26 protein-coding genes and 1 pseudogene are annotated in these 26,073 nt (G+C 73.5%); 9 read left to right on the top strand and 18 right to left on the bottom strand.

Annotation, left to right across the window (positions count from 1 at the left end):
• Window positions 1-60: 60 nt before the first annotated feature.
• The 4 genes from ACSMX9_RS29115 to ACSMX9_RS29100 form a co-directional block, all read right to left on the bottom strand.
• The gene (locus ACSMX9_RS29115; RefSeq protein ID WP_445398524.1) at window positions 61-465 is read right to left on the bottom strand and encodes a DUF4247 domain-containing protein; all 405 of its coding nucleotides are present in this window, start codon (window positions 463-465) and stop codon (window positions 61-63) included.
• A complete protein-coding gene (locus tag ACSMX9_RS29110) occupies window positions 462-962 on the bottom strand; it encodes a DUF2617 family protein (RefSeq protein ID WP_445398522.1) in 501 nt (166 codons plus the stop codon). Before ACSMX9_RS29110 ends, ACSMX9_RS29115 begins: the two co-directional genes overlap by 4 nt.
• A 455-nt stretch (window positions 963-1,417) precedes the next feature.
• A complete protein-coding gene (locus ACSMX9_RS29105) occupies window positions 1,418-1,771 on the bottom strand; it encodes an ArsR/SmtB family transcription factor (protein WP_445398520.1) in 354 nt (117 codons plus the stop codon).
• Window positions 1,768-1,938, bottom strand: a complete 171-nt coding sequence (locus tag ACSMX9_RS29100) for a hypothetical protein (RefSeq protein WP_445398517.1) — start codon at window positions 1,936-1,938, stop codon at window positions 1,768-1,770. The genes ACSMX9_RS29105 and ACSMX9_RS29100 overlap by 4 nt, the downstream gene beginning before the upstream one ends.
• Window positions 1,939-2,653: 715 nt before the next feature.
• Between ACSMX9_RS29100 and ACSMX9_RS29095 the strand changes: the two genes are divergently transcribed.
• Window positions 2,654-4,597 (top strand): SulP family inorganic anion transporter, encoded by a 1,944-nt coding sequence (locus ACSMX9_RS29095; RefSeq protein ID WP_445398511.1) that lies wholly within the window; start codon window positions 2,654-2,656, stop codon window positions 4,595-4,597.
• Window positions 4,598-4,775: 178 nt separating this feature from the next.
• Here ACSMX9_RS29095 and ACSMX9_RS29090 read toward each other — a convergent pair whose 3' ends face one another.
• Window positions 4,776-5,267: an ATP-binding protein gene (locus ACSMX9_RS29090; protein ID WP_445398509.1), complete on the bottom strand. Its 492-nt coding sequence runs from the start codon at window positions 5,265-5,267 to the stop codon at window positions 4,776-4,778.
• A gap of 216 nt (window positions 5,268-5,483) precedes the next feature.
• Between ACSMX9_RS29090 and ACSMX9_RS29085 the strand changes: the two genes are divergently transcribed.
• The 6 genes from ACSMX9_RS29085 to ACSMX9_RS29060 all read left to right on the top strand — a co-directional run bounded on the left by ACSMX9_RS29085 (window position 5,484) and on the right by ACSMX9_RS29060 (window position 11,979).
• Window positions 5,484-6,296 (top strand): SAM-dependent methyltransferase, encoded by an 813-nt coding sequence (locus ACSMX9_RS29085; protein WP_366112931.1) that lies wholly within the window; start codon window positions 5,484-5,486, stop codon window positions 6,294-6,296.
• Between the two features lie 318 nt (window positions 6,297-6,614).
• The gene (locus ACSMX9_RS29080; RefSeq protein WP_445403129.1) at window positions 6,615-7,835 is read left to right on the top strand and encodes a phosphodiester glycosidase family protein; all 1,221 of its coding nucleotides are present in this window, start codon (window positions 6,615-6,617) and stop codon (window positions 7,833-7,835) included.
• A gap of 64 nt (window positions 7,836-7,899) precedes the next feature.
• Window positions 7,900-8,619 carry a response regulator transcription factor gene (locus tag ACSMX9_RS29075; RefSeq protein WP_445398506.1) on the top strand — a complete coding sequence of 240 codons (720 nt, stop codon included), beginning with the start codon at window positions 7,900-7,902 and terminating at the stop codon, window positions 8,617-8,619.
• On the top strand, window positions 8,612-10,738 hold the full coding sequence (locus tag ACSMX9_RS29070; protein WP_445398504.1) for a sensor histidine kinase: 2,127 nt from the start codon (window positions 8,612-8,614) through the stop codon (window positions 10,736-10,738). Before ACSMX9_RS29075 ends, ACSMX9_RS29070 begins: the two co-directional genes overlap by 8 nt.
• Window positions 10,739-10,866: 128 nt before the next feature.
• A complete protein-coding gene (locus ACSMX9_RS29065; protein WP_445403142.1) occupies window positions 10,867-11,289 on the top strand; it encodes a hypothetical protein in 423 nt (140 codons plus the stop codon).
• Window positions 11,290-11,355: 66 nt separating this feature from the next.
• On the top strand, window positions 11,356-11,979 hold the full coding sequence (locus ACSMX9_RS29060) for a class F sortase (RefSeq protein WP_445398502.1): 624 nt from the start codon (window positions 11,356-11,358) through the stop codon (window positions 11,977-11,979).
• Window positions 11,980-11,997: 18 nt separating this feature from the next.
• On the opposite strand, the pseudogene ACSMX9_RS29055 reads toward ACSMX9_RS29060, so the two are convergent.
• From ACSMX9_RS29055 to ACSMX9_RS29015, 9 genes and pseudogenes are all read right to left on the bottom strand, one after another.
• Window positions 11,998-12,186 (bottom strand): annotated as a pseudogene (locus ACSMX9_RS29055) (hypothetical protein); the annotation flags it as partial.
• Between the two features lie 117 nt (window positions 12,187-12,303).
• The gene (locus ACSMX9_RS29050; RefSeq protein ID WP_445398500.1) at window positions 12,304-12,984 is read right to left on the bottom strand and encodes an ABC transporter ATP-binding protein; all 681 of its coding nucleotides are present in this window, start codon (window positions 12,982-12,984) and stop codon (window positions 12,304-12,306) included.
• Window positions 12,977-13,924: an ABC transporter ATP-binding protein gene (locus ACSMX9_RS29045; RefSeq protein WP_445403128.1), complete on the bottom strand. Its 948-nt coding sequence runs from the start codon at window positions 13,922-13,924 to the stop codon at window positions 12,977-12,979. The genes ACSMX9_RS29050 and ACSMX9_RS29045 overlap by 8 nt, the downstream gene beginning before the upstream one ends.
• Before the next feature lie 101 nt (window positions 13,925-14,025).
• Window positions 14,026-14,934, bottom strand: a complete 909-nt coding sequence (locus tag ACSMX9_RS29040) for an ABC transporter permease (RefSeq protein ID WP_351241970.1) — start codon at window positions 14,932-14,934, stop codon at window positions 14,026-14,028.
• On the bottom strand, window positions 14,927-15,892 hold the full coding sequence (locus ACSMX9_RS29035; RefSeq protein ID WP_445403127.1) for an ABC transporter permease: 966 nt from the start codon (window positions 15,890-15,892) through the stop codon (window positions 14,927-14,929). Before ACSMX9_RS29035 ends, ACSMX9_RS29040 begins: the two co-directional genes overlap by 8 nt.
• 62 nt (window positions 15,893-15,954) lie before the next feature.
• Window positions 15,955-17,550, bottom strand: coding sequence for an ABC transporter substrate-binding protein (locus ACSMX9_RS29030; protein ID WP_445398498.1), 1,596 nt, complete (start codon window positions 17,548-17,550; stop codon window positions 15,955-15,957).
• Window positions 17,551-17,726: 176 nt separating this feature from the next.
• Window positions 17,727-18,398 carry a helix-turn-helix domain-containing protein gene (locus ACSMX9_RS29025; protein WP_445398496.1) on the bottom strand — a complete coding sequence of 224 codons (672 nt, stop codon included), beginning with the start codon at window positions 18,396-18,398 and terminating at the stop codon, window positions 17,727-17,729.
• 118 nt (window positions 18,399-18,516) lie between these two features.
• On the bottom strand, window positions 18,517-18,960 hold the full coding sequence (locus tag ACSMX9_RS29020; protein WP_445398494.1) for a hypothetical protein: 444 nt from the start codon (window positions 18,958-18,960) through the stop codon (window positions 18,517-18,519).
• A 327-nt stretch (window positions 18,961-19,287) separates the two neighbouring features.
• Entirely contained in the window at window positions 19,288-20,589 is a 1,302-nt protein-coding gene (locus ACSMX9_RS29015) for an alpha/beta fold hydrolase (protein ID WP_445398492.1), read from the bottom strand.
• A 138-nt stretch (window positions 20,590-20,727) separates the two neighbouring features.
• On the opposite strand from ACSMX9_RS29015, the gene ACSMX9_RS29010 reads away from it, so the two are divergent.
• Window positions 20,728-21,891, top strand: a complete 1,164-nt coding sequence (locus ACSMX9_RS29010) for an ABC transporter ATP-binding protein (protein WP_445398490.1) — start codon at window positions 20,728-20,730, stop codon at window positions 21,889-21,891.
• Window positions 21,892-21,912: 21 nt separating this feature from the next.
• Here ACSMX9_RS29010 and ACSMX9_RS29005 read toward each other — a convergent pair whose 3' ends face one another.
• The 3 genes from ACSMX9_RS29005 to ACSMX9_RS28995 are packed head-to-tail and all read right to left on the bottom strand — an operon-like array spanning window position 21,913 to window position 24,242.
• Complete coding sequence (locus ACSMX9_RS29005) at window positions 21,913-22,866, bottom strand: ABC transporter substrate-binding protein (protein ID WP_445398488.1); 954 nt, start codon at window positions 22,864-22,866, stop codon at window positions 21,913-21,915.
• Window positions 22,863-23,534: an ABC transporter permease gene (locus ACSMX9_RS29000; protein ID WP_445403126.1), complete on the bottom strand. Its 672-nt coding sequence runs from the start codon at window positions 23,532-23,534 to the stop codon at window positions 22,863-22,865. The genes ACSMX9_RS29005 and ACSMX9_RS29000 overlap by 4 nt, the downstream gene beginning before the upstream one ends.
• A gap of 27 nt (window positions 23,535-23,561) precedes the next feature.
• The gene (locus ACSMX9_RS28995) at window positions 23,562-24,242 is read right to left on the bottom strand and encodes an ABC transporter permease (RefSeq protein WP_445398486.1); all 681 of its coding nucleotides are present in this window, start codon (window positions 24,240-24,242) and stop codon (window positions 23,562-23,564) included.
• 211 nt (window positions 24,243-24,453) lie between these two features.
• Here ACSMX9_RS28995 and ACSMX9_RS28990 point away from each other — a divergent pair, with 211 nt between their 5' ends.
• Complete coding sequence (locus ACSMX9_RS28990; RefSeq protein ID WP_445398484.1) at window positions 24,454-25,284, top strand: L,D-transpeptidase family protein; 831 nt, start codon at window positions 24,454-24,456, stop codon at window positions 25,282-25,284.
• 2 nt (window positions 25,285-25,286) lie between these two features.
• Here ACSMX9_RS28990 and ACSMX9_RS28985 read toward each other — a convergent pair whose 3' ends face one another.
• Window positions 25,287-26,018, bottom strand: coding sequence for a DJ-1/PfpI family protein (locus ACSMX9_RS28985; RefSeq protein ID WP_445398482.1), 732 nt, complete (start codon window positions 26,016-26,018; stop codon window positions 25,287-25,289).
• Window positions 26,019-26,073 lie beyond the last annotated feature (55 nt).

The raw sequence follows: 26,073 nt of genomic DNA, 5'->3' as shown, positions 1-26,073 counted from the left end.
AGGTTCGTTGGAGGACGGCAGAGGGGCGGTCGGCCCCTCGGGACGGAGCGGCGTGCGGCACTACTTGCCGGTGCCGGGGCCCCCACCGCGGAAGGCGTCGCTGTCGGGGTGCGGCCAGCTGGAGGGCAGCTTCGTGTTCCACCGGTGGTAGCCGGTGCGGTAGTCCGCCACCTCGATCTGGCTGCCCCGGCGCTTGCGGGGGGTGATGGAGACGATGTCGTCCCGGTAGCGGAGGAAGAAGGCGTCTCCGGCTGCACTGCGGTCCCGGGCCGACGTGTGGTCGTCGATCTCCTCCGCGACTTCGGACGGACCGTCCTTCTCGTCCACGTAGCCGAGCGGCACCGAGGTGTACTGCTGACTGATCCAGTAGTGGGGAACGGAGTTGGCGTCCTCCGAGTCGCTGGAGCAGGCGGACAGCGCCACCGTGACGAGCAATGCCGCGCCCAAGCGTCGTGCGGTCTTCATCGGGCCTCCAGCCGGGTGTGCGTCGCCACGATCCGGCAGCTTTGCGGATAGGTGTGCCAGGTGTGCCAGTCGAGCCCCGTGACACGGGGGTCCACGGTCAGCGCCGTGACCGCTTCCGATGCTCCGGGAAAGATTCCGTAGAGAGCGCGGGGGTGGGCGTCGGTCCGCCGGCGCACCTGCTCCACCCGCGCGCGGAAGTCGTCCGTATCCAGGGTCTCCACCCGGGCGGAGAAACGATACTCCCACTTGTCGAACATCCGTGTGGTATCGGTCAATCCGCCCTCGATGCCGGGCAGGCAGGCCACCGTCTCCCGAACCGGCCCGACGAACACCTGGTGCGAAGCACCCAACACCCTGAGTTGGACGTCGGTTCCGTTGACCCTCAGGTCCCGTACCACCAGGGCCGCACGGGCGGGCTCGTCGAGGGAGAAGGAGAGTTGATCGGCGTCGGTGTCCAGATACGGCGTGGCGAGCGTGACGGCGGAAGCGCCGCTCATGCGGCGCCGTCCCTCCGGGTCCCCGAATCGGCCGGGCCCGGTGGCGCGGCCGCTCTTCCCTGTGCGTTCCCCCGAACGGCAGCATCGATCGTCACTGTGGCCCCCCGCTTCACGGTCCTGCTGGTATCCGGTGAGTATGCTACAAATCCCGCCCCTTCCTGCCATCGGGGTCCGATCGCGACAACCGGACCACGGCGCTCCGCCCACCGGCCCGTCGCGCCCCGGTCGACAGCGCCTCCCCGCCCCCGATGGCTCCGGGTGACGGTCCACTAGGAAGGGCGCCGCCGCCCATGCGCTACGGCTTCCTCGCGCGGCTCCGGGGCCGGTCTGGCGGCCGTCGTGGAGCTGACGGCGGAGTTCGGGGAGAACCGCCGCACTGCACCGGACGCGGACGAACGCGGGAAGAACGCCTCGATCACGCTTCCCCGGTGACCCGTCCCCCGCGCACCGCGGCGTTAGGACTCCTCGGTACCGACGTCAGCGGCCCGCAGCTCGGTCAACAGCTCGTTCTGCCCGGCGAGCATCTCGGTGAGGATGCGGCGGGCGGCCCTCATCAAGTCGGCGACGTCCCCGCCGGCCAGCGCGTACACCACCGTGGAGCCCTCACGGGTGGCCGTGACGATGCCGGAGCGTCGCAGCACCGCCAGTTGTTGCGACAGGCTGGAGGGTTCCACTTCGATCTCCGCCAGCAGGTCACGCACCGGCGTGGGGCCGTCCTGGAGGAGCTCCAGGACCCGGATCCGCACCGGGTGCCCCAACATGCGGAAGAACTCCGCCTTCGCCTGATACAGCGGAACCGCCGCGCTCACCAGCCGTTCACCCCGTCCTCGCCGTCGCCCGTGCTGAGGACATGCTCGCACGCCGGGCGCACGGCGTCCCCACGTTCCTCCCGGGCCCGCTGGGCACCGTGGACGCCGCCGACCCGGGCGCGCTCCCCGACCACTTCGACGAACCGGTCCGTACCACCCCGTTCCACCCCTGCGACCTCGCGCCGCCTGATGAATTGAAGAACTCTTCAAGTTGGCGAACGACCCTCCGGAACGTGCCCGTCCGGCCTTCGGAACGACCCCTTCCTTCTAGTCCCGGAGACCCGCCACCACCTCGTTGACCAGGAACGACACGGTTCGCCTTGCCCACCGCTCCGGCTCGTCGCAGCGGTACCGCCGAAGGCCCGCGCGGCTGGTGCGGAACGGGTTTCGTGAGGGCGCTCTCACGGTGATCTCACGGACGGCTCACACCGTGCGCGCATGATCCCGCCCCAGGCGCCCCACCCAGGTGCCCCAACACACTTCTGCCTTCCCCCCACCTGCCGAGCGAGGAGCGCGACGTGAGGCGACGACCGATCCCCCCGAGGAACCGGTCCCGTCGACACGGACTCCCCGACACGGCCCCGGCTTCCCCGCACCGGTCACCGCCGGGCGCCCCCGGGGTGCGGGCGGACTCCGTCGCCGGTCCGGCGACGGAGCGGGAACGGCCGATCCACCCTCACCCCCCAACCCGTGCGGCCGTCCGCCCGGCACGGCTCCCGGAACGCTCCGGGGACCGACCGGCGATCGGAGCACGACGAAAGGACCAAGGTGTCGACTCAACGCACGCGTCCCGCCACAGGGCGACACGCCCGTAGAAGCGGCGGAGCGACGACCGGCCAGGCATCCGGATCGTTCTCCGTCGCTTCCCTGGGCACGGACCTGATGGCCTCGGTGGTCGTCTTCCTGGTGGCGCTGCCCCTGTGCATCGGCGTCGCCGCCGCTTCGGGGGTGCCCGTGTCCCTCGGCATCATCTCCGGCATCGTCGGCGGTCTCGTGGTCGGCTTCCTTCCCGGCAGCACCTTCCAGGTGAGCGGGCCGGCGGCCGGACTCGCCGTCCTCGTCCTGGAGTTCACCACCGAACACGGCGTCGGAATGCTCGGCGTGGTGGTCCTGGTCAGCGGCATCCTCCAGATGATCCTGGGGGTGCTGAAGATGGGCCGGGTCTTCCAGTCCATCTCGCTCTCGGTGGTCCAGGGCATGTTGGCCGGCATCGGGCTGCCCCTGATCCTCAGCCAGACCTACGCCCTGGTGGACTCCAAGCAACTCGGCACCGCCACCAAGAACATCGCGGGCCTCCCGGACCTCGCCGCCGAGGTGGTGGGCGACACCCACAAGGTCGCGGCACTCGGACTGGGCGTGATGGCCGTGGTGATCTGCTTCGTCTGGAAGAAGGTCCCCGATCCGCTCGGCAAGGTCCCGGCGCCCCTGATCGCCGTGATGCTCGGCTCGGCCGTGGCGGCGTTCCCCGGCCTGGAGGTCAAGAAGGTCGAGGTGGGCAACATGCTGGAGGCGGTGGACTTCGTCGGCCCCTCGGACTTCTCCCACCTGACCAGCCCCGCGGTCCTGACGATGGTCATCACCTTCACCGTCATCGCCTCGGCGGAGAGCCTGTTCAGCGCCGCGGCCGTGGACCGCATGCACACCGGTCCGCGCACCAAGTACAACGCGGAACTGTTCTCCCAAGGCGTCGGCAACACCCTGTGCGGCTTCCTCGGAGCACTGCCCATGACCGCCGTGATCGTCCGTAGTGCGGCCAACCTCCAGGCCGGCGCGAAGACGAAGGTCTCCCGCATCCTGCACGGCGCCTGGCTGCTCGGCTTCGGACTGCTGCTGCCGGGGCTGCTGGGGATGATCCCGGTCACCATCCTGGCGGGCGTACTGCTGCACGCGGGGTGGAAACTCTTCAACCCGCCCTCGTTCGTGAAGATGTGGCGCACCGACCGCGGTGAGGGTTTGGTCATGTTCATCACCACGGGCGCCATCGTGGTCACGGACCTCCTGGAAGGCGTGATCGGCGGCCTCGCCGTCGCCATCGTCCTGATCGCCCTGCGGATGTCCCACCTGACGTTGCGCACCACCACCGAGGGGGACACCACCCGTCTGGTGCTGCGGGGCAACGCGACCTTCCTCCGGCTCATCCGGCTGATCCGCGCCCTCGACTCCGTCGCCGACAAGGACCGGGTCGTCGTGGACGCCCATGCGGTGACCCACCTCGACCTGGCGTGCAAGGCCCAGTTGGAGGAGTGGGCCGAGCAACGGCGCAAGTCGGGTGCCGAGTACGTCGAGTTGTTGCTGCCGGGCGACGAGCCGAACGACCAGCCGGCCGAGGAGGAGCCCGAAGTGGCGGACGCTCCGAGTCCCCGGGCCCGGGACTTCGCGGCCGAGGCGCCGGCCGCCGGCCAGCCCTGGGCGCCCGAACAGCCGAGCACCCCGGCGTACGCCGCTTCCCCGGAGACGATGCACGACTACGTCGGCTCCGGTGCGTACGGCGCGCACCCCCAGGCCCGCCCGCACCCCTACGCACAGCAGTACCCGGGCATGGGTGGACAGGTCTACACCAGGGCCGCCCACCAGCAGCAGGCCGTCCAGCACGGTCAGGTCCACCTCGCCCACCCGGCGCACAGCCACCGGCGGTACGCCGCCCAGGAGGCCCAGGCCGCCGTACCGCCCCAGGAGTACGGGCACCCGGGCGCCGCGACACCCGGAGGTCCCGCCCCGGAGTACGGGCCGACGTCCTGGGACCCCACCGCCCGGCCCGGCGATCCCTACCCCGGGGACGGCAACGGCTGGACGCAGCCGCCGTACGACGGCGGACACCGCGGCTGACCGTCGACGCATTTTTCTTTGCCCGCGAATTGCAGACATCTGCAATTCCACACTTGCCGTGTTGACGGGGTCCTCAGCCGTTCCCGCCGACGACACGGCTGTGGGGGCACGTCCTCGGACGTGCCCCCACAGGGCTGCCGCTCCGCCTCGCGCACGGCGCTTCGGGCCCGCCCCGTCCCTACACCTGCGCCCAGACCGTCTGACCGGAACCCGTCTGCCGGGTGCCCCAGGCGTCCGACAGGGCCACCACGATCTCCAACCCCCGGGCGTACTCCCGCAAGGACGCCACCGGGTCCCGACCGCCCTCCGCCGAAGGAGCGGGACGCGGGCTCGGCATGCACCTGCACGGCGGCCCCTGAACGGTGACCCGCACGGCACCCCGTTGCCAGTGCTCGACCTGGCACCGCACCCGGTCCGCGTCGGGGCGTCCCGGTTCGGCGCCGGCGTGCCGCACCGCGTGCGTGACGATCTCCGAGGCCAGCAGGGTCGCCGTGTCGGTGGTGGAGGGGTCCACGTGCCACCGGGCCAGGGCGGCCCGCACATGGGCGCGCGCCTCCCGGGGCCCTTCCGGGCCTGCCTGCACATAGCGGGCGAGCAGGCGCGGGCGCCCCGGTGGACGGGCGCTCCGCTGCCGGCCCGGTCGGGGCTCGGGGCACTCGTGGTCGGCCATGTCTCCACGATGCGCGCCATACGGTGCATGCGCAATGTACGCCGTTCGGCGCAGCGAGCGGGCGACCGGCCCGACACGCGGGGTGACCGGCGGGGGCCTCCCCGGCGGTGCAGCGGCCGCACACGAGGATGACCGGGACCGCACCCGCCGGCCCCGGCCCGCGGCGGCTCCCGCTGCCGCGAGGGGCCGCGGCCCGTCGCCCCGAGGAGTCGCAGCATGCCCGAGCCCACTCCCCCGCCCCAGGCGCCGACCGACATCGACACCTCCGTACCGCACTCGGCGCGGATCTGGAACTTCTGGCAGGGCGGAGACCTCCACTACGAGGCCGACCGGATCGCCGGCGAGGCGTTCGCGGCGCAGGTGCCGGAGATCCGGCAGGTGGCCCTGTCGAGCCGTCAGTTCCTGCGGCGGACGGTGCGCTGGGCCGTCGCCGAGGCGGGGGTGCGGCAGGTGCTCGACCTCGGGGCCGGGCTGCCGTCGGCACCGAACGTCCATGAGATCGCGCAGTCCGTCGATCCCCGGGCCCGGGTGGTGTACGTCGACAACGATCCGATGGTCGCGGCCCATCGGTCCGCCTATCTGGAGAGTTCTCCGCAGGGGGCCACCGCTTACGCCCACGCGGACGTCCGCGAGCCCGAGCGGGTGCTGGTCGAGGCCGCCCGCACCCTGGACCTGGCCTCGCCGACCGCGCTCGTGTTCAGTGACATGCTCGGTCACGTCACCGACCTGGACGAGGCGTACGCCCTGGTCCGGAGGCTGGTCGAGGCGGTAGCCCCGGGCAGTTGGCTGATCCTCAGCCACACCGCCCCCAGCTCCCGGCTCCCCCGGCTGGCGTTGGCGAACGACGCGTACGCCCGGGGCGGCGGCATCCCCTACGCCCTGCGCACGCCCGAGCAGATCGCCGGGTTCTTCGAAGGGCTGGAGTTGGTGGCTCCGGGGCTGGTGCCCATGCCCCGCTGGCGGCCGGACGGAAGCACGGTGGGGGTCGCCGCGGACGTGGGTTGGGGGGCGGTGGCACGCATTCCCTAGGTGCCTTCGGTCCGCTGCGCCGTGCGGAGCCGGCTCCGGCACCCGAAGGAGTGCGTTTTGTCCCCCGTTCGCCTCCGGTCAGGGCGGGCTCCCCCTACGGGGCGCACCCTTCTGCTGAACTCACTGCTCGATCATCGAAGGCCGTTCCTCGGAACGGAAGTTGGTCGTCGGCCGGCGGAAGGAGCACCACCCGTGACCGCACGCGGTACGGATACGAACGACGACGCGCGCCCGCGCCCCCGCGCCGACCGTCCGGGGCCTCGGGTCACCGTGCTGCTGACGGCGTGCCTCGCCTGTGCCGCCGTCACCGGCGCGGCCCTGTCCGGTGCGCCGCCCGCGCACGGAGCGTCCCCCGACCGGGCGACCGCCCGGGGCGCCGTCCGCGGCGCACCGCCCGGCGCGCACGGCGCACGGGGAGTGACCCAGCGGATCGCCGGTGGTGTGACCTACCGGCACTACGACATCGACACTCCGCGCGGTGTCACCCACGGCCACCTGCTCAGCGTGGACCTCGGCGCCCCCGGGGTGAGCGTCGGACTGCTCTACCCCTCGGTGGTCGGGGCGCGGGCCACGGTGTCCTCGCTGGCCGACGCCGAAGGAGCGGTCGCCGGCGTGAACGGTGACTTCTTCAACATCTCCGAGACGCAACACCCCGGCGTGTCGCCCACCTACGCGCCGGTGGGTCCGGCCGTCGCCGACGGACGGGCCCTGAAGGCCGCGGTCCCCCGCAAACAGCGGTTCGGCCCGTCACTGCCCTCCGGCACCTCGCCCGAGGACGTGCTGGGCGTCGACACCGGAGGCAGGGCCCGGCTCGATCGGCTCCGCCTCGACGGCGCCTTCACCACCGCGGACGGCACGGTGCAGCTCCACGGGCTCAACCAGTACGCCCTCAAGAACGGTTCGGTGGGGGCGTTCACCTCCGATTGGGGCAGCCGCTCCCGGCTCCGCGCGACCTGCGGCAGCGACACCAGCCGCGGCGCGCCGTGCAGTGCGGACGTCCACGAGGTGGTGGTGCGCGGTGGTGAGGTGGTCGACACCAGTGACACGCCGGGCAGCGGGCGCATCGCGGGCGGCACCACGGTGCTGGTCGGTCGGGAGGCGGGGGCCCAGCGGTTGCGGAAGCTCTCGGTGGGGGACGAGGTGACGGTGCGGCACCGGCTCGTCCCGTCGACGGCCGGCGTGACGTACCGGTTCGCGATCGGCGGGTTCCCGGTGTTGCGCGGGGGCACTCCGATCGCCGGGCTGGACACGGCGGCTTCGGCGGTGCGCACCGCGGTGGGGATCGCGGACGGGGGGCGCCGGCTGCTGCTGTTCGCGGTGGACGGGGCGCGCGCGTACCGCACCGGTCTGACCGTCGCGGAACTGGCCCGGGTCCTGGTGGAGGCGGGCGCCGCGGAGGGCTTCAACCTCGACGGCGGCGGCTCGTCGACCTTGACCGCGCGCTCCGCCGGTGCCGGCGGGGTGTCGGTGCGCAACCATCCCACGGACGGGTCGGAGCGGATGGTGGCCAACGGCATCGGCGTGTTCGCTCCGAAGTGACGGCGGCTCCGGAGTCGGGCGGGAGCACCGGGGCGACAGTCGTACCTCCTCTACGATCGTCGCTGTGTGCGCAGACGTCATGGTCGCCGAGGACGACGACAAACAGGCCGAACTGATCCGCCGATACCTGGAGCGCGAGGGACACGGCGTCACCGTGGTCCGGGACGGTCTGGCCGCTCTGGAACGGGTCCGACAGCGCGAACCGGACCTGTTGATCCTGGACGTGATGATGCCGAAGGCCGACGGTCTGGACGTCGTCCGCGTCCTGCGGGCCGAGTCCCGCGAGGTGGCGGTGCTGATGCTCACCGCCCGCAGCACCGAGGACGACCTGCTCCTCGGACTCGACCTCGGTGCCGACGACTACATGACCAAGCCGTACAGTCCGCGGGAGTTGATGGCCCGGGTCCGGACCCTGCTGCGCCGTTCCCGGCGCCCGGGGCCCGATCCCGTCGTCCCTCCGGAGCCGCCGGCGCTGCGGGTGGGCACGCTCACCGTGGACCCCGCCCGGCACGAGGTGCACGTCGACGGCGAGGCCGTCGACTGCACGCCCGGTGAGTTCCGACTGCTGGCCGCGTTGGCAGCCGAACCCGACCGGGTGTTCAGTCGGCAGCGGCTGCTCGCCGAACTCCACGGCTTCGACCGGTACATCAGCGCCCGCACCGTCGACGTCCACGTGATGAACCTGCGCAAGAAGATCGAGCGCTCCCCGCGCCGTCCGCTACGGCTGCTCACCGTGTTCGGCGTCGGCTACAAGCTCACCGACCCGGGCGGGCGCGGTGCGTAGGGCCGCCGAGCGCACCCGGCGACTGCCCCTGCGCAAGAGCCTGCTGGGGCGCTTCCTCGCCGTGTCGGCGCTGGTGGCCACGTGCTCGGTGGCAGCCACCGCATGGCTCGCCGCACAGACCACGTCCGGGGCGATCAGGAAGGAACAGGGGCGGTTGCTCGCCGACGACGCCCACGTCTACGACACCCTCCTCGCCTACGCGGCCACCCGTCCCCGCTGGGACGACGTCCAGGAGACCGTGGAAGGACTGGCACGGCGGACCGGACGCCGGATCACCCTCACCGACGAGCACCGCAACCCCCTGGCCGACTCCAGCACCCAGCGGCCGCGCCCGTTCCTGCCCGCCCGCGAATCCGCCGTCGTCGACCCGACCTACGTGGACACCGCCCTGAGTTCGCTGGGCACCGGCGGGACCCGGGTGACCCGGCGGACCCTGGAACCCGACGACCTCCCCCCGGCCGTCACCCCCGAGCCCGCCGAACCCCGGGCCCTCGTCCCCACCGACTCGGCGCCGGGCAGCCCCCGCCGACCGCTCGGACGCCGGGAGGCGCCCGTGGCCGCCGTCTCGCAAGAGGGGACGGACGAGGGCTCCCGTACGGTGGGAGAAGCGGAATCCGGTCGAATAGACCCCCGGGCGGTGGGCCCGTTCCGGCTCTCCCCGGCGGACCGCTCCCGGCTGCTGGTCCTCGCCGAACGGCAGGCCCGGTGCCACCTCCGGAGCGGATTCTCCGCCACCATCGTCACGGGTCACAGTGGGCGACCCCGGGTGGAACGGGGCGACCCGTCGAGGTCCTCGACCCGGATCTTCCTGGACGGGCAACTCTGCGAAGCGGCCGCCCTGAACTCCCCGACCCCTTCCGAGCGGGTCGCGCTCGACGCGCTGAACCGCCTCACCAACACCTGCCTCGACCGCAGCTTCCTCCCCCACGTGACGATCGCCCTCGATCTGAGCTGGTCGGACGCGCCCAGCGTGAACCCCCACCCGCACCCGACACGGTCCACGGTCGACAGACGGACCATCGCGAACTGTCTGGAGAGTGCCCGCCGCGAGCAGTTGTCCTCCCACGTGGCGCCCCGCGCCCTGCTGTTCATCACCGCGCCGGACGGGGGCAGTCCTTCGAGGTTCGACCTGTCGACCGCCAACACGGCGAAGATCGCCGGGGTCGCGGCGCTGGTGCTGGCCCTCACCGTCGGCGTCTCCGTGGTGGCGGGCACCCGGCTGGTGCGTCCGCTGCACGCGCTGACCGGCGCCGCGCAGCGCATGAAGGACGAGGGGGACGGGGACCGGTGGACGCCCGTTGCGGTGTCCGGGGACAACGAGGTCGGGCGGCTGGCCGCGGCGTTCAACGACATGGCGGCCCACCGCGCCCGGCTGGAGGAGCAACGGAAGGTGATGGTCAGCGATGTCGCGCACGAGTTGCGGACGCCGCTCAGCAACATCCGGGGCTGGCTGGAGGGTGCGCAGGACGGCGTCGCCGAGGCGGATTCGGCGTTCGTGTCCTCCCTCCTGGAGGAGGCGGTGCAACTCCAGCACATCATCGACGACCTCCAGGACCTCGCCGAGGCCGATGCGGGGGCACTGCGGCTGCGCCCGGAACCGGTGCGCATCGCGGAACTGTTGGCCCAGGTCGCGGCGGCCCATCAGGCGCGCGCCGACGCGGCGGGCGTCACCCTGACCGTGGGGGCGCGTCCGGACGGGCCGCCGTCGAGGAACGTGCATCCCGCGGCGGATCCGGTGCGGCTGCGGCAGGCGGTCGGCAACCTCGTCTCCAACGCGATCCGGCACACCCCGGCGGGCGGTGAGGTGACGGTGCGCGCGTCTCGGGGCGGGCCGCGGGGGGATCTGGTGCTGGAGGTCCGCGACACGGGAGAGGGCATCGCGCCGGAGCACCTCCCCTACGTCTTCGACCGGTTCTGGCGGGCGGAGAAGTCCCGCAACCGGCGGACCGGGGGCAGCGGGCTGGGGTTGGCGATCGTCCGGCGGTTGGTCGAGGCGCACGGGGGCACGGTGGAGGTGCGGAGCGCCGTGGGTACGGGTTCGGTGTTCACCCTGCGCATCCCGCCCCGCTTCGACGCCCCGGCGGACCGGGGGCGGAGCAGGGCGACCGATGCGGGCTGATGCGATCCGCACAGCGGGCTGACAGGTTCTTCACATCGGTGGGCGAGCCTTGCGGACGTCCCGGTGGGCCGGTCCCGACCGGTCACCGGGCGTCCGATCGTCCCTAGCCGAACTCGGGAGACCTCTCCATGACCCACCGCACCGCCCTGCGCCGGGCCGCCCTGCTGACCATCGCGGTCGGCGGGGTGCTCGCCCCGACCTCCGTCGCCGTGGCCTCGCAGCCTCCGGCCGACCGACCCGCCCCGCTGTTCGCGTCCGATGCGTCCCCGGCCCCCGCTCGGGACGGCGGCCAGCGGGTGTCACTGGTGCCCGTCACTCCGCGGGGCGGCGTCGCGGCCGGCGAGGCGACACCGACGCCGGGGCTGCGCGAGGCTCCCGTCGAGGACGCCGGCATGCGGGCCGCGCCCCGCGGCGGGGTCGCCGCCGGCGAACGTCCTGCGGAGCGGGGCGGATCCGCAGCGCTGGTCGGCTCCGCCGCCGGCCTGCTGATGCTGGCCGGCGCGGGCGGCTTCGTCGTGCGCCGCCGCACGGCCGGTCGACCGAGCGCCTGACCCACCGGTGGCGCCACCCGTCGGGCGGCGCCACCGCCACCTCGCCCCCACGACCCAGGGACCGCCGTGCTCCGTCCTTCCCCCTTCCGTGCCTTCGGGCCGGCCCTGTTGGCGCTCGCCGTGGTCGCGGCCCTCGCCGGCTGCGGCTCGTCCGCTCGACCGACGCCTCCCCCCGGGACGCCGTCCGCCCGGACGGACGGCGCCGCTCCCGCTCCTTCGAAGGGCCGAGCGGACCGTGCCGCCGGGGCCTCGACCCCGACCCGGGTGCTGGTCCCCTCGCTCGGCATCTCCAGCGGGTTGATGCCGCTGGGGCTGAACCAGGACGGCACCGTCGAAGTGCCGCCGGCCGACCGGGGCATGACGGCGGGGTGGTACACCGGTCGCCCGGTGCCCGGAGCGCCCGGGCCCGCGGTGATCATCGGACACAACACCACACGGCACGGGCCCGCCGTGTTCGAGCGGCTGAAGGACATCCGCGAGGGTGCGCGCATCACCGTGCGCACCACGGCTGGGAAGGACGTCCACTTCCGGGTCACCGCCCGGGAGACGGTGCGCAAGCGGTCCTTCCCCACCGAGAAGGTGTACGGCGACACGCCCGAACGGGCGCTGCGGTTGATCACCTGTGACGGTGCCTACGACGACGCGGGGCACCCGGTCGACAACCTGATCGTGTACGCCGTCCAAGGCTGAGCCTGCAAGACCGCGGGGTCAGGAGGCGGGCCGGTCCGTCCCGCAGGGGCAGGGCCGGTACTCCAGGCCGAGTTCGCCGTCGACGGCCGCACTGGTGCGGGTGGCGGCCTCGGTGACCGCTTCCCAGGAGCCGTACTTGGCGTACAGCTGGTCCGCGGTCGGGCCGAGCGGGTTGCCGTACTTGGCCACGTTCCGCTCTTCCAGCGGAAGCGATGGGTTGGCATGCCGCCGCATTCTGGTCGCGTCCCGGGGACGGCGCCGCGGGTACGCGCCCGGGGTCCCCCGCGCGGGGAGCCGTTCTCCTTCCGGCGGGGGACGCGGCGGTCAGGCGTGCGAGGGGGGTGCGGCGGTCCCGGTCAGCTCGGCCCAGGTGACGGTGCGGTCGCACCAGCGCTCCAACAGCACGCGGTCGTGGCCCACGGCGAGCAGCGCGGCGCCGGTTCGCGCCCGGTACTCCTCCACGACGGCGACCAGCGCGGCGGTGGTGGAGGCGTCCAGCATCGCGGTCATCTCGTCGGCGATGAGGAGGCGGGGCCGCAGCACCAGGGCGCGGGCCAGGCAGGCCCGCTGCAACTGCCCGTCGCTGACCTCGTGGGGGCGGCGACCGAGGAGATCGGGGCCGAGGCCGACGGTCCGGGCCAGTTCCTCGGTCCGCCGGGGGGCCTCGGCGGGGCGGCCGGTGGCGCGCAGCGGCTCGGCGATGACGTCGGCGAGGGTGAGCCGGGGGTCGGCGGCGAGCCTCGGCTGTTGGAACACCACGCCGATCGCGGTGCGTTGGGCCCGCGGTGCCTGGTGGCGCCAGCCGCGCACGGGTTCGCCGGCGAGGTCGACCTCGCCGGCGTAGGGACGGTGCAGCAGTGCGGCGACCCGGGCGAGGGTCGACTTGCCGCACCCGCTGGGGCCGAGCAGCCCGACGGACTCCCCGGGGGCGACGTGCAGGTCCACGCCCCGGACGACCGGTGCGCGGCGGTCGTATCCGGCGACGACGGAACGGAGTTCAAGCACCGGGGACCTCCGCGGCTTCGACCCGGGCGGGCAGCGGGTGGTGGCAGGCGACGGCCTCGGGGGCCCGGAGGGCGGGGAGGGTGCCGCAGCGGTCGGTGGCGCGGTCGCAGCGGGGGGCGAAGGCGCAGCCGGCGGGGAGGTCGGCGAGTTCCGGCGGCATCCCGGGGACGGGCGTGAACGCCCGCTCGGGCAGGGCGTCGAGCAGGCCGCGTGCGTAGGGGTGGCGGGGGCCGGGCGCGCCGAAGAAGGCGGGGGCGTCGGCGATCTCCACGATGCGGCCCGCGTACATGACGGCGACCCGGTCGGCGATCCGCTCGGCGGCGGCCAGGTCGTGGGTGATCAGCAGGAGGGCGCGGTCGTCGCCGGTGTGCCGGCGGAGTTCGTCGACGGTGCGGTCGACGAGTTCGCGATCGAGTCCGGTGGTGGGTTCGTCGGCCAGCAGCAGGGGGGCGTCCCCGATCAGGGCGAGTGCGGTGGCGGCGCGCTGGGCGAGGCCGCCGGAGAGTTCGTGGGGGTAGCGGTCCAGGTGGTCCTCGGGGAAGGCGGCGCGCACGGCCGCGGCCCGGGCTGCGGCCCGCAGTTCGACGCGCGGGGTGCCGGTCACCTCCCGCAGCGTCTCCTCCAGTTGGGAGCGGACGGTGCGCACCGGGGTGAGGTGGGCGGCCGGGCTCTGGGGCACCAGCCCGACGCGCCGGCCCCGCACCCGGCGGGCGAGGGTGGCCTCGTCGGCGGTGAGCAGGTCGACGGTCTCCGTGCCGGGCTCGGCGCCGTCGAGCAGGGCGCTGCCCGCGGTCTGGGCGTTGGCGGGCAACAGGCCGAGCAGTGCGGAGGCGAGCACCGACTTGCCGCAGCCGCTCTCGCCCACCAGGGCGAGGCACTCGCCGCGCCGGAGGTCGAAGCGGGCGTCGCTGACGGCGCGGACGTGGGCGCCGCCGCGCATGCGGAAGCGGACGGACAGGCCGCGCACCGTGAGGAGGGGCGGCCGGCCCGGTTCCGCCGCCGTGGTGGCGGCGGGCGGGCGCGGCCTCTTCGCCGTGCTGGTCACAGCATCAGCTCCGATCGGCGTCGCGGATTGAGGTGTTCGCGCCAGACTCCGGCGAGCCCGGCGATGGCCAGGGTCGGGATGATGACGAAGAGTCCGGGGAAGAGGGTCGGCCACCAGTCCCCGGCGAGCAGGGAGCTGCGGGCGGTCTGGACGAGGGTGCCGAGGCTGGCCTGGTGAGTGGGCAGGCCGAGGCCCAGGAAGGACAGCGCGGACTCGTGCCAGATGGCGTGCGGCACCATGAGGACGGCGGCCAGGCCGGCCTGGGGCAGGACGCCGGGGAGCAGGTGCCGCACGGCCACCCGGCGGCGGGAGGCACCGCCGGAGACGGCGGCGTCGATGTAGGGACGGGAGCGCAGCGACAGCACCTCGGAGCGGACGATGCGGGCGGTGGAGAGCCAGTGGGTGAGGGCGACCGAGAACACGACGGGCCACACCCCGGGGCGGAACATCGCCACGATGAAGATGCCGAGCAGCAGGTGCGGCACGGAGGCGAAGGCGTCCACGAGTCGCATCACCAGGCGGTCGACCCAGCCGCCGAAGACGGCTGCGGCGGTGCCCACGGCGGTGCCGATCACGGTGGCGACCAGCGCGGCGACGAGTCCCACCAGCAGCGAGACCCGCAGTCCGTAGATGCAGCGCAGCAGCAGGTCGCGGCCGACGTCGTCGGTGCCGAACGGGTGTTCCCAGGAGGGGGGCTGGAGCTTGGCCGCGAGGTCGACCGCCTGCTCGTCGAGGTGCACCAGCGGCGGGACGACCAGCACCGCGAGGACCACGGCGAGGACGATCGTGGCGGAGGACCACAGCCGCCAGGTCCGGGTGGAACGCCGGGGGCCGCCGCGGGAGGTCCAGACGGTGGTGGCACCGTCGTCCTCGGTGAGCGGGACCTGGGCGGTGGTGTCAGCCATCGAAGCCCACTCTCGGGTCGGCGAGGCCGTACAGCAGGTCGGCGAAGAGGTTGCCGAGCAGTACGGCGGCGGTGGCGAGGACGGTGAGCGCGGCGAGCAGCGGGAAGTCGACGGAGGTGGCGGCGTCGACGGTGGCGGCGGCGATCCCGGGCCAACTGAACACGGTTTCGACGAGGAGGGCGCCGGTGATGAGTTCGGGCACCCGCGAGCCGATGAGGGTGAGCACCGGCAGCAGCCCCGAGCGCAGGGCGTGACCGAGGAGGACGGTGCGGGGGGCGAGGCCCCGGGCCCGGGCGCCGCGCACCGGGTCCTCGTCCAGGGCGTCCCCGACGCCCTGGCGGACGTAGAGGGCGAACCAGGGCAGCTGGGAGACGGCGAGCACCAGGGCGGGCAGGATCAGGTGGTGGGCCACCTGGCCGGCGGTGACCGTGGTGGCGGCGGTGTCGGTGAGGCCGCCGGCCGGGAGCACCCCGAGCTTCAGGGCGAAGAGCCAGATGGCGAGGAGGCCGAGCCAGAACGGCGGGGCGGCCTCCAGGCCGTACGCCAGCGAGGTCAACACGCGGTCCAGCGGTCCGCCGCGGCGGCGGGCGGCGAGGACGCCCAGCAGGGTGCCCAGCACGATGGCGAGGGCGAACGCGGTGGCGGCGAGCAGGACGGACCAGCCCAGGCGCTCGGTGATGACGTCCGCGACGGGCTGTCGCATCACCGCGGAGTCGCCGAGGTCGCCGGTGACGGCGGCGGTGAGCCAGTCCCACCACCGGGCGACGAAGGACCGGTCCGGGTCAAGGTTGGCGCGGAGCTGGTCGAGGTTCTCCTGCGAGGCGGTGAGACCGGCGGTGCCCGCGTACGCCTTCACCGGGTCGAAGGGGGAGGCCGCGGCGACGGCGAAGACGCCGAGGGTGACCGCGAACAGGATCGGCAGGGCGAACAGGGCGCGCCGGGCGGCCAGCCGGCCCATGGGGCCCCAGGGCAGCCCCCGCGTGCCGCGGGGGCTGCCGGTGCGACCGTCGACGGGGGTGGTCACTTGGTGGGCTGCCAGTCCTCGACGTTCCACCACGGGCCGGCGGCGAGGCCGTGGTCGTGCGGCTCCACCTGGGTGGTGAGCGGGCCGAAGCGGTCCTCGGTGACGTAGAGGTGGTCGATGTGGGTGAGGAAGGTGTAGCCGGGGTTCTTCACCAGCTCGCGCTGGACGGTGTCGTAGGCGGCGCCCCGTTCGGCCTTGTCACCGCTGCGGCGGGCGTCGTCCAGGGCCTCGTCGACGACCGGGTTGTCGTACCAGGCCATGTTGTTGAACCCGTCGCCCGCGAGGGTGGACTTGAGCAGCGTGTACTGGTCGAAGTCGGGGTCGGCCGGGGAGCCGCCGCCGGCGAGGACGGCGTCCTTGGACATCCGCGGCTCGATGACCTCCCAGGTGCCGGCCTGCACCTTGATCTCGATGCCGGCCTTCTTGGCGTCGGAGGCGTAGGCGAGGGCGTGGTCCTGGCGGAGCTTGTCGCCGGAGGGGTACCAGAGCGGGAAGGCGGCGCGGACGCCGTCCTTGACGCGGACCCCTCCGTCGCCGGGCTTCCAGCCGGCGTCGTCGAGGATCTTCTCGGCGGCGGCGAGGTCGTGGGTGCGCTCGGTGCCCTCGGTGAACCACTCGCTGTCGGTGGGGACGGGGCCGTACGCCTCCTTGCCGGCGCCGTTGAGGATGGAGTCGACCATGGCACGGCGGTCCACGGCAAGGTCGAGGGCGCGACGGACGGCGACGTCCCCGGCGACCGGGTTGCCGGTGGGCAGGGTGACGACGCGGTAGTCGAAGGTCTTGGCCGTGTGGGTCTTGCGGTCCGCGTCCTCGGCGAAGGTCTCCGCGAGGTTGGGCGGGAGGATGGCGCCGTCGAGGTCGCCGGAGCGCAGCCGGGTGGCGCGCACGTCGTCGTCCTTGATGACGGCCATGGTGAAGTTCTTGACCTTCGGTGCCCCGCCCCAGTACTCGGGGTTGGCCCGGAAGGAGAGCTTCTCGCCCTTGGACCAGGTGACGAGCTCGTAGGGGCCGGTGCCGACGGGCTTGGTGGTGAAGGGGCCGTTGTTGACGTCCTGGCGGCCCGCGACGTGCTCGGGGGCGATGGGCAGGACGGTCCGCTCGGCGAAGGGCGCGTAGGGGTACTTCAGACGGAAGACCACGGTGTCGTCGCCCTGGGCGGTCACCGTCTTCAGGGCGTCGAGTTCGCCCTTGGAGGCGTTGTTGGTCTTCGGATCAAGGATGGTGCGGTAGGTGAAGACCACGTCCGCGGCGGTGAAGGGTTCGCCGTCGCTGAACTTCACGCCCTCGCGCAGGCGGTAGGTGTACGTCAGGCCGCCATCGCTGACCTTCGGCAGTTCGACGGCGAGCGCGGGTCTCAGGTTCATCTCGGCGTCGTGGGTGAGCAGCCCGTCGAAGACCTTCGAGTTGCCGTCCTTGCCGAAGCCGAGCAGCGGGCTCAGGCTCTCGGGCTCGTAGGCGATGCCGACGACCGCGGAGTCGGCGGGACCGCCGCCGGAGTCACCGCCGCCGGGGGTCGAGCAGGCCGTCGCGACCACCGCGACGGCCACCGTCACCGCCGCGATGCCCGTGCCACGTATCGATCGGCCCCTCATGCCACACCCCTGGCTTCCTGTTTCTTGATGATCAGATGTTGTTGCGTGTGATGCGCAACTGTGGATTATGCATCAGGTAACGGGCACGAGGCGAGGGCGGTCCGTACGGGAGGCACCGCGTGGTTCCCGTGGGGCGGGATGTGCGCGGGGACCGGGGAGGAGGGGTGTGCGGGACGTCACACCGGATGCCCGCTCTCCGGCCGCCCCGCTCCGTCGGACGTCGGGTCGGGCGCGGAGCGGGCGGGGCGGGCGCGCACGTGCATGCGCTCGCCCTGCGGGCCGAACAGGCTCAGGTACTCCACCGGCCCTTCGCCGGCGGCGCCGAACCAGTGCGGGACGCGGGTGTCGAACTCCGCGGCCTCTCCGGCGGCGAGCACCACGTCGTGTTCGCCGAGGACCAGTCGCAACCGTCCGGCCAGGACGTACAGCCACTCGTACCCCTCGTGGACCCGGGGGTCGGGCTCCCCCTGCCGGGCCCGTTCGATCACCTTGTACGCCTGGAGCCCGCCGGGCTGGCGGGTGAGCGGGAAGAGGGTGCGGCCGTGGCGGTGGATGGGGCGGGAGCGGACCCGGGGATCGGCCGCGGGGGCCGCCCCGACCAGTTCGTCGAGCGGCACCCGGTGGGCGCGGGCCAGCGGCAGCAGCAGTTCGAGGCTCGGCTTGCGCAGCCCCGACTCCAGTCGGGACAGGGTGCTCACCGAGATCCCGGTGGCGGCGGACAGACCCGCCAGCGTCGCCCCCCGTTCCTTGCGCAGGGCCCGGAGTCTCGGTCCGACCCCCGCCAGGACGTCGTGGGTGCGGTCCTCGTCGGCCGCCTCGAAGGCGGGCCCGGTCGTCTCGTCGGTCACGGGATCATTGCAGGTTCGGCAATGCCGGTTGTCAATTCCGGGAGGGGAGCGGGTGCGCACCCGGCGCGGCGACCGCGGGCGGCCGGCGGGAGGGAGGGCCGACCGCCCGCGGGGCCGGTCAGGACCGGTAGCTGGGGTCCAACTTGTAGAGCGTGGACCCGACCTCCGTCATCTTGCTGTCGGCCACCGCCTTGTGACAGGCCACGCCCAGGTCGGCCTCGAAGCGGGTCGCCTCGGAGCGACCCGGGGCGTCGGCGTCCTCGCCCCGCTGCTCGGTGAGGATCTCGAAGGCCATCACCCAGCGCTCCTCGGGGGTCATCTGCTCGCGGAACTGGTCGCAGCTGGTCTCGGCGCTCGACCGCTTCCAGGTCTGCTCGTAGGTCCCGTCCGGGCCCGGCTCGGGCAGCTCCGGCTTGGGGGTCTTGTCCGGCGCGGAACTGCCGGCTTCGGCCGCCGTGCTGGACTTGGTCTCCTCGGCCCCTCCCGGACTGTCGGTGCCGCAGGCGACGAGCGTCGCTGACAGGGCGGTGATGGCGAGTAGTGCGGCAGTCCTGGTGCGCATGGCGAGCCCCCCACGGGAACGGTACTTGTGGAGTGACATTCTGTAGGCAAAAGGCCCGCCCGAGCACGAATCCGAACGCTTCGTTTCCTACCCGTAACGCATGCCCAAAGTGGTCTGGACCAGCAGTTTTACCTGGTGACAGGGCTCCCGGGGATCAGCTCTGAACGCCTCTAGCCTTGCCCTGCATGGTTTTGACGAACCATCAACGGAAAGATCCCTTTCCTGACCGCCGGGGTATGCGCCCGGCGCACGCCCCGGCGCATTGCGTGAGCTGCGCCCCGCCGTAGCGCACGGCCCGCACGGCGGTGGCCTTGAGTCCCCGATCGGTCACGCTGCGCCACGGACCAGGTCCAGCAGGCGGTCCAGGACGCGTGCTCCACCGACCCGCACCCCGTCGTGCTCGAACTCGTCGGTCACCCAGGTGCGCAGCCCGCGCACGGTCCGGGCGGTGTCCAGCGAGTGGGCGGTGTCCACGTACATGTCGTCGTGGTAGACGGCCGCGGCCACCGGCACCTCGTTGCGGGCGAGCCGGTCCGCGTCGTAGAGCGGGGTCCAGTCGGTGCGCTCGGCCAGCAGCTCCGCCGTCTCCCGCAACGGGCTCAGCGCCGGGTCCGCCTCGAACATCCACGGGTGCACGGTCTCGCCGGTGAACAGCAGCGGTCCCGCGCCGGCGAAGGACCGGCGCGCGTCGAACTCCGGGAACTCCGCCCGGACCCGCTCCGCCGACCAGGCGGTCGGTCGGCGGTCCTGGGCGTAGATGGACTCGTGGACCAGCGCGTACAGCGGGTGCTCGGCGTGCGAGAGCACGGCGTGCACCTGGGACAGGAAGGCGTCCGCGAGGACGGGCCCCTTCGGGGTGCGGGCGAAGGCGTGCTCCAGCAGGTAGTGCAGACGGTGGCTGCCGTCCCCGCCGCCCAGGAGGATGCCGAGGGACTGGAACGCCTCCACGGTCAGCAGGTAGCCCCCGTCGGTGACCGCCCCCCGCTCCTCCAGGTGGCCGGCGATCCGCCAGGCCCGCTCCACGTCCATCGGGTAGCGGGCGTAGTGTCCCCCGACCTTGCGGGCGATCCGCGGATACGCAGCCCGGTAGACGTCGTCGGCGTGGGCGTCCAGGGACGGCAGCCCGCCGGTGATCAGGGCGGCGGAGAGCCCCTCGGGCGCGGCGGACAGGTAGTGGGTGGCGCAGAAGCCGCCGAAGCTCTGGCCCAGCACCGTCCAGGGCGCGCCGCCGGTCAGGGCGGGGCGGATGGCCTCGCAGTCCCGGACGATGGAGTCGGAGCGGAAGTGCACCAGGTAGTCGGCTTGGGCCTGCGGACCGCCGCGCAGCGGCAGGGTCTGCCGGGTGGCGGGGGTGGAGCGGCCGGTGCCCCGCTGGTCGAGCAGGAGGACGCGGTACTCCTCCAGGGCCCGCGGGAGCCAGGCGGAGGCGCCCGCGAAGCGGTTGGCGCCGAAGCCGGGTCCGCCCTGGAGGTAGACCAGCCAGGGCAGGCCCTCCGGGTCGCGTCCGGGGGCGACCGCCTCCCGGGCGAACAGCTCGATCTGCTCCCCCGCCGGGTGGCCGTGGTCCAACGGGACGCTGAAGTGGTGGTCCGTGTACACGACGCCCGGCTGGCGGTACGTGAGAGGCACTCGGATGCTCCTGTGATGCGTAGTTCCTGGGGAGTGGTCCCACCAGTGGACCACAGCTCCCCGCGCGGCCGTACGGCACCCGACGGGCAGCCGACGGCCCCGTGTGCGGGCGCCGGACGCCACGGCTAGCGTGGGGGAATGATCCGGTTCGAGCAGGTCGGCAAGCGCTACCCGGACGGCACGACGGCGGTGGACGGCCTCGACTTCGAAGTGGCGGAGGGGGAACTGGTCACCCTGGTAGGACCCTCCGGGTGCGGGAAGACGACCACCATGATGATGGTCAACCGGCTCATCGAACCCACCTCCGGACGCATCCTCGTCGACGGGGAGGACATCGCCGGGGTCGACCCCGTGCGGCTGCGCCGGCGGATCGGGTACGTGATCCAGCAGGTGGGGCTCTTCCCGCACCGCACGGTCCTCGACAACACGGCGACGGTGCCGGCGCTGATCGGCTGGAAGCGCGGACGGGCCCGGGCGCGGGCCGCCGAACTCCTGGAGTTGGTGGGGTTGGACCCGGCGACGTACGGACCGCGCTACCCCGACCAGCTCTCCGGCGGTCAACGGCAGCGGGTGGGCGTGGCCCGGGCGCTGGCCGCCGATCCGCCGGTGCTGTTGATGGACGAGCCGTTCGGTGCGGTGGACCCGGTGGTGCGGGAGCAGTTGCAGGACGAGTTCCTGCGGATGCAGGCGGCCGTGCGCAAGACGGTGCTGCTGGTGACCCACGACATCGAGGAGGCGGTGCGCCTCGGCGACCGGATCGCCGTGTACGGGAAGGGGCGCATCGAGCAGTACGACACCCCCGGCGCGGTCCTCGGGACGCCCGCGACCCCGTACGTGGCCGGGTTCGTCGGAGCCGACCGGGGACTGAAGCGGCTCTCGGTCACCGCGGTCGAACCCGACGACCTGGAGCAGCCGGTGGTGGTGCGCACCGCGGAGTCGGCCGAGCGGGCCGCGGGCCGGTTGCGCGCGGCGGGCGCCCGCTGGGGTGTGGTGCTGGACGCCGGCGGGGACCTGCACGGCTGGGTGGGCGCGGACGAGTTGGCGCTCGCCGGCCGGGGCGGCACGGTCGGGGACCTGGCGCACCGGATGAACGCGTGGGTGGCGGTGGGGGCGTCGCTGAAGCAGGCGTTCGGGGTGATGCTCCAGCACGACGCGGGTTGGGTGGCGGTCCTCGACGGGGCGCGGTTCCTCGGGGTGTTGACCCCGGCGAAGCTCCACGAGGCGCTGCGCAGGTCGGTGGACGCGGACGCCCAGGGGGTGACGCGCGGGGAGGTCGCGTTCGACTCGGTGGCGGACGTGTGACCGGGTGCCCCCGCCGGTGCCTCACAGCAGTCCCCGGTTCCTGAGGTAGGACCGGGCGACGTCCTCGGGCAACCGTCGCCAACTGTCGACCTCCCGGTTCAGGGAGGCGAGGTCCGCGGTGGTGAGGACCTTGTTGAGCCGGTCGAGGGCGGCGGTCACCCCTTCGGCGCCGGCCCGGGAGCGGTTGACGACGGGGACGACGTAGTCGGCGTTCTGGAGGTGCTTGTCGTCGGCGAGGATCACCAGGCCGAACTCGTCGAGCGTCGCATCGGTGGTGGTGGTGAGGACCATCTGGTCCTGGCCGCTCTGGACGGCCTTCTTGGCCTGGGTGGTACCGACGCCCTTGGGGTCGATCCCGGTGATGTCGATGCCGTACACCTTCCTCAGTCCGGGCTCGCAGTACGGCCGCTGGACGCACTCGTCCCCCGCCGCGAGCCGCACCGGCAGCCCGGAGCGCCCCAGGTCGCTGAGGGTCTTCAGCCCGTGCTCACGGGCGTAGGCGGCGGACACCGCGAACGCGTTCTGGTCGACGGCGCGGCCCGGGTCCAGGACCGTGAGCCCGCGGGGGGTCGCGAGACGGCGCAGGGCCTCCATGGTGGCCGTGAGGTCGGGCGAGCCCACGGGGGGTGCGTCGGGGCCGTTCTCCTTGGCGTTCAGCCAGTCCGCGAAGGTGGCCGCGTACTCGGCGACGACGTCGATCTGTCCCGACTCCAGGGCGGGTTCGTACAGTTCGCGGTTGGCGACGGTGAGCAGTCGGGTGCGGTAGCCGGCCTCGTCGAGGAGGAGTGCGTACATCTGGGCGAGCAGATCGCTCTCGGTGAAGCCCGCCGAGCCGATGACCAGGTGCTTGCTGTCGCCGGGCGGTGCGGTGACGGCGTCCCGGTCCTCCAACGCCGGGCCGGAGGCGCAGCCGCTGAGCACCGCGACGAGGAGCAGGGCGGCCAGCCGGGCGAAGCGGGCCGGGCGGGCACTCACCGCCGGCCCCGGACGCGGAACGGGGCGAGGCGTTCGACCACTTCGAAGAGGCCCTCCACGAGGAGGGCGAACGCGGCCACCAGGACCGCGCCCGCGACGACCATCGGGGTGCTGGCGAGGGCGAACCCGGTGGTGATGATCCGGCCCAGGCCTCCCCCGCCGGCGAGGGCCGCGATGGTCGCGGTGGCCACGAGTTGGACGGCCGCGATCCGCACTCCGGTGAGCACCAGGGGCAGGGCGAGCGGCAGCTCCACCCGCACCAACACCTGTCGCCCCGTCATGCCCATCCCCCGAGCGGCCCGGACCACGTCCCGGTCGACCCCGCGCATCCCGACGTAGGCGTTGGTGAGCAGCGGCGGGACCGCGAACAGCACCAGGGCGATGACCGTCGGCCCTTCCGCGTACTGCCCGACCGGTGTCAGCAGCAACAGGACGAGGACCGCGAAGGTGGGCACGGCACGGCCGACGTTGGCCAGGTTGACGGCGAGCGCGCCGCCCCGGCCGAGGTGGCCGAGGACCAGGGCGACGGGCAACGCGATCAGGCAGCTGACGACCAGGCAGACGGCGGTCAGGACCGCGTGCTGGAGCAGCCGGTGTCCGATGCCGTCGCCGCCGGACCAGTGCGCCGGGTCGGTGAGCCAGTGCCATGCCTCGGCGAGGGTGTTCAGGGCCGTCTCCCCTGGCCAGGGGGCAAGTCATTCACGGGCGGCCCTCGTCCAGGGCGTGAGCAGCCGTTGTACCCCGAGCAACAGCAGGTCGGCGAGGACCGCGATCACCACGCACAGCACCGAGGCGGTGAGGACCTGCGCCTTGAAGTAGGTGTTCATGCCCGAGTAGATCAGGTTGCCGAGTCCGCCGAAGCCGACGATGGCCCCGACGGTGACCAGCGACACCGCGGAGACCGTGGCGATCCGCAGACCCGCCATCGAGGCCGGCAGGGCGAGCGGGAGTTCGACCGACAGCAGCAGCCGGACGGGCCCGAAGCCGAGGCCGCGGGCCGCTTGCCGGGTCTCCTCGGGTACGGCGCGCAGCCCGGCCAGGACGTTGCGCACCAGCAGGGTCAGTGAGTACAGGACCAGTCCGGCGACGACCAGGGAGGCGGAGAGCCCGTAGGCGGGCAGCAGCAGCGAGAACATGGCGAGGGACGGGATCGTGTAGAGCACCGTGGTCACCACCAGGACGGGTCCGGAGGCCCAGCGCCAGCGTCGGGCGGCGACGGCCAGGGGGACCGCCACGACCAGGGCGATCAGCACGGCGAGGAAGGTCAGTTGGACGTGCTGGAGGACCGCGTCGGCCAGGATGTGGCTCCGGGTGGTGAGGTAGGCGCCGCAGATCCACTCGTTGCGGGCCAGGCAGTCGTCCGGGGGCGCGGTCATCTGCCCATTGCAGCGCGCGTCCACGGCGCCGCGCCCGGCGGGCTGGGCCGTTCGGGAGCGCCGGTCCCGGGCGCGGGGTCCGCTCGGGTGACCGGGCGCACCCGGTGGGTGGTCGGGTCGGCCCAACGGGTGCGGGGTTCACCGCGCGGACGGGCACACATGGACACACCGGTGGGCCGTGCGTCCGGCCCCGCGAGCGAGAGGTGTCCCCGTGTCAGCGAGCCCCGCCCGAGCCCGTACCCGCCCGCAGCGCCCCGTTCGGGGGGTGCTCGCCACCCTGTGCTGCACGGCCTTGCTGGTGGGCGGCTGCTCCCGGGCCGACCCGACGGACGCGCCGGGTGCGGGAGGTGCCGGCGGGGGCGAGGACACCGCGTCCGTCGGCCGGCCCGGGCCCCCGGCCGGCAGCCCTCCGATCGAGGGCCGGCCGGAGCCGGGAACCGGCGGTGAGACGGCGGCGATCGCGGGACTCGGCTCGCTGACCCGGGCCCGGGTACCGTCCGGGGCGCGGCAGGCGCTGGTGGTGACCGGCACCGGCCGGGACTCCAGCGCGGGCACGGCCGCCCTGCACCAGCGGGACGCAGAGGGGACCTGGCGCACGGTCGCCGGCCCCTGGCCGGCGCACAACGCGCTGCGCGGGTGGACGGACGACCACCGGGCGGGCGACCTGCGCACCCCGATCGGGGTGTTCGGGCTCGGCGACGCCGGCGGTCTGCTGCCCGACCCCGGGACGGAGCTGCCCTACGACCGGGACGACCGGTTCGGCGACTCGGGCACCGGGTTCCTCGACGAGCCCTTGGCCGGCTCGTTCGACTACGTCCTGGCCATCGACTACAACCGGGTACCCGGGACGTCCCCCCTGGACAAGACCCGCCCGCTCGGCCTCGACAAGGGCAGCGGCATCTGGCTGCACGTCGACCACGGGGGCCCGACGAAGGGCTGCGTGTCGCTGCCCCGGGGCCGGATGAGGGAGTTGCTGCGCCGTCTCGACCCCGCGGCGCACCCGGTGGTGGTGATGGGGGACGCCGCCTCGCTGCGCCGTTGACCTCAGGTGCGCAGGGGCGTGCCCCGCCGTTCGAACTCCAGCAGGTACTCCACGTCCTTCGCCGCCTCGGACCCCACCTCGCGGTCCAACAGGTGCAGGGAGCCGTCGATGCCGGAGCTGATGCCGCCCGCGGTGACGAGGTCCCCGTCGTCGACGACCCGGGCGTCGCGCACGTCGCAGCCCCGCTCCCGCAGGTACGGCCGGGCGCCGGTGTGCGTGGTGCACGGTCGGTCGCCCACGAGTCCCGCCGCCTGCAGCAGCACCACGCCGGTGCAGACCCCGAGCAGGGTGGAGCCCCGACGGGCCGCCGTCCGCAGCTTCCGGGGCAGGACACCGGCGCGGATCTCCGGCCAGACGCCCGGCCGATCCCGGTCCCGGAACCCGCCGCCGGGCACCACGATCACCTCGGTGCCGTCCGGTTCCCAGCCGCGCGCGACCTCCACCCGGGTGCCGAAGGCGAGGGTCACCGGCCCCGGAGCGCCCCCGGTCACCAGCCGGACGCGCACCGGGTGGCCCATCGCCGCGGCCCCGGCGAACACCTCGAAGGGACCGAACACGTCGAGTTCCTCGACCCCGTCGAACAGGACGACGTCCACGCGCAGTGGACGGTCCGCGCGCGGGGCGTCACCGGAGCGGCGGCCCGAGGTGGCGGCAGCGGCGGGGCCGGCGAAGCCGGCACCCAGGGCCGCTCCGGCGGCGGTGGCGAGGGCGCTCCGGCGTCTGATGGTGCTCAACTCGGGCCTCCACGAGGGGTGCTGCGGGTGACGGTCACCCGCAGGGCGCCTCGGG

This window comes from Streptomyces sp. LE64, assembly GCF_052606915.1.
Note: the sequence above shows the minus strand (reverse complement) of the source record. Positions and strands in the feature narration are given on the sequence as shown.

Excerpts from the sequence above, each read along its gene's own strand:
- ACSMX9_RS29085 (WP_366112931.1), top strand. The coding sequence starts at position 5,484 with ATGCCCGAGCCCACTCCCCCGCCCCAGGCGCCGACCGACATCGACACC.
- ACSMX9_RS29110 (WP_445398522.1), bottom strand. The coding sequence starts at position 962 with ATGAGCGGCGCTTCCGCCGTCACGCTCGCCACGCCGTATCTGGACACC.
- ACSMX9_RS29090 (WP_445398509.1), bottom strand. The coding sequence starts at position 5,267 with ATGGCCGACCACGAGTGCCCCGAGCCCCGACCGGGCCGGCAGCGGAGC.
- ACSMX9_RS29035 (WP_445403127.1), bottom strand. The coding sequence starts at position 15,892 with ATGGGCCGGCTGGCCGCCCGGCGCGCCCTGTTCGCCCTGCCGATCCTG.
- ACSMX9_RS29020 (WP_445398494.1), bottom strand. The coding sequence starts at position 18,960 with ATGCGCACCAGGACTGCCGCACTACTCGCCATCACCGCCCTGTCAGCG.
- ACSMX9_RS29045 (WP_445403128.1), bottom strand. The coding sequence starts at position 13,924 with ATGCGCGGCGGCGCCCACGTCCGCGCCGTCAGCGACGCCCGCTTCGAC.
- ACSMX9_RS29095 (WP_445398511.1), top strand. The coding sequence starts at position 2,654 with ATGGCCTCGGTGGTCGTCTTCCTGGTGGCGCTGCCCCTGTGCATCGGC.
- ACSMX9_RS29040 (WP_351241970.1), bottom strand. The coding sequence starts at position 14,934 with ATGGCTGACACCACCGCCCAGGTCCCGCTCACCGAGGACGACGGTGCC.
- ACSMX9_RS28995 (WP_445398486.1), bottom strand. The coding sequence starts at position 24,242 with ATGACCGCGCCCCCGGACGACTGCCTGGCCCGCAACGAGTGGATCTGC.
- ACSMX9_RS29115 (WP_445398524.1), bottom strand. The coding sequence starts at position 465 with ATGAAGACCGCACGACGCTTGGGCGCGGCATTGCTCGTCACGGTGGCG.
- ACSMX9_RS29065 (WP_445403142.1), top strand. The coding sequence starts at position 10,867 with ATGACCCACCGCACCGCCCTGCGCCGGGCCGCCCTGCTGACCATCGCG.
- ACSMX9_RS29030 (WP_445398498.1), bottom strand. The coding sequence starts at position 17,550 with ATGAGGGGCCGATCGATACGTGGCACGGGCATCGCGGCGGTGACGGTG.
- ACSMX9_RS29010 (WP_445398490.1), top strand. The coding sequence starts at position 20,728 with ATGATCCGGTTCGAGCAGGTCGGCAAGCGCTACCCGGACGGCACGACG.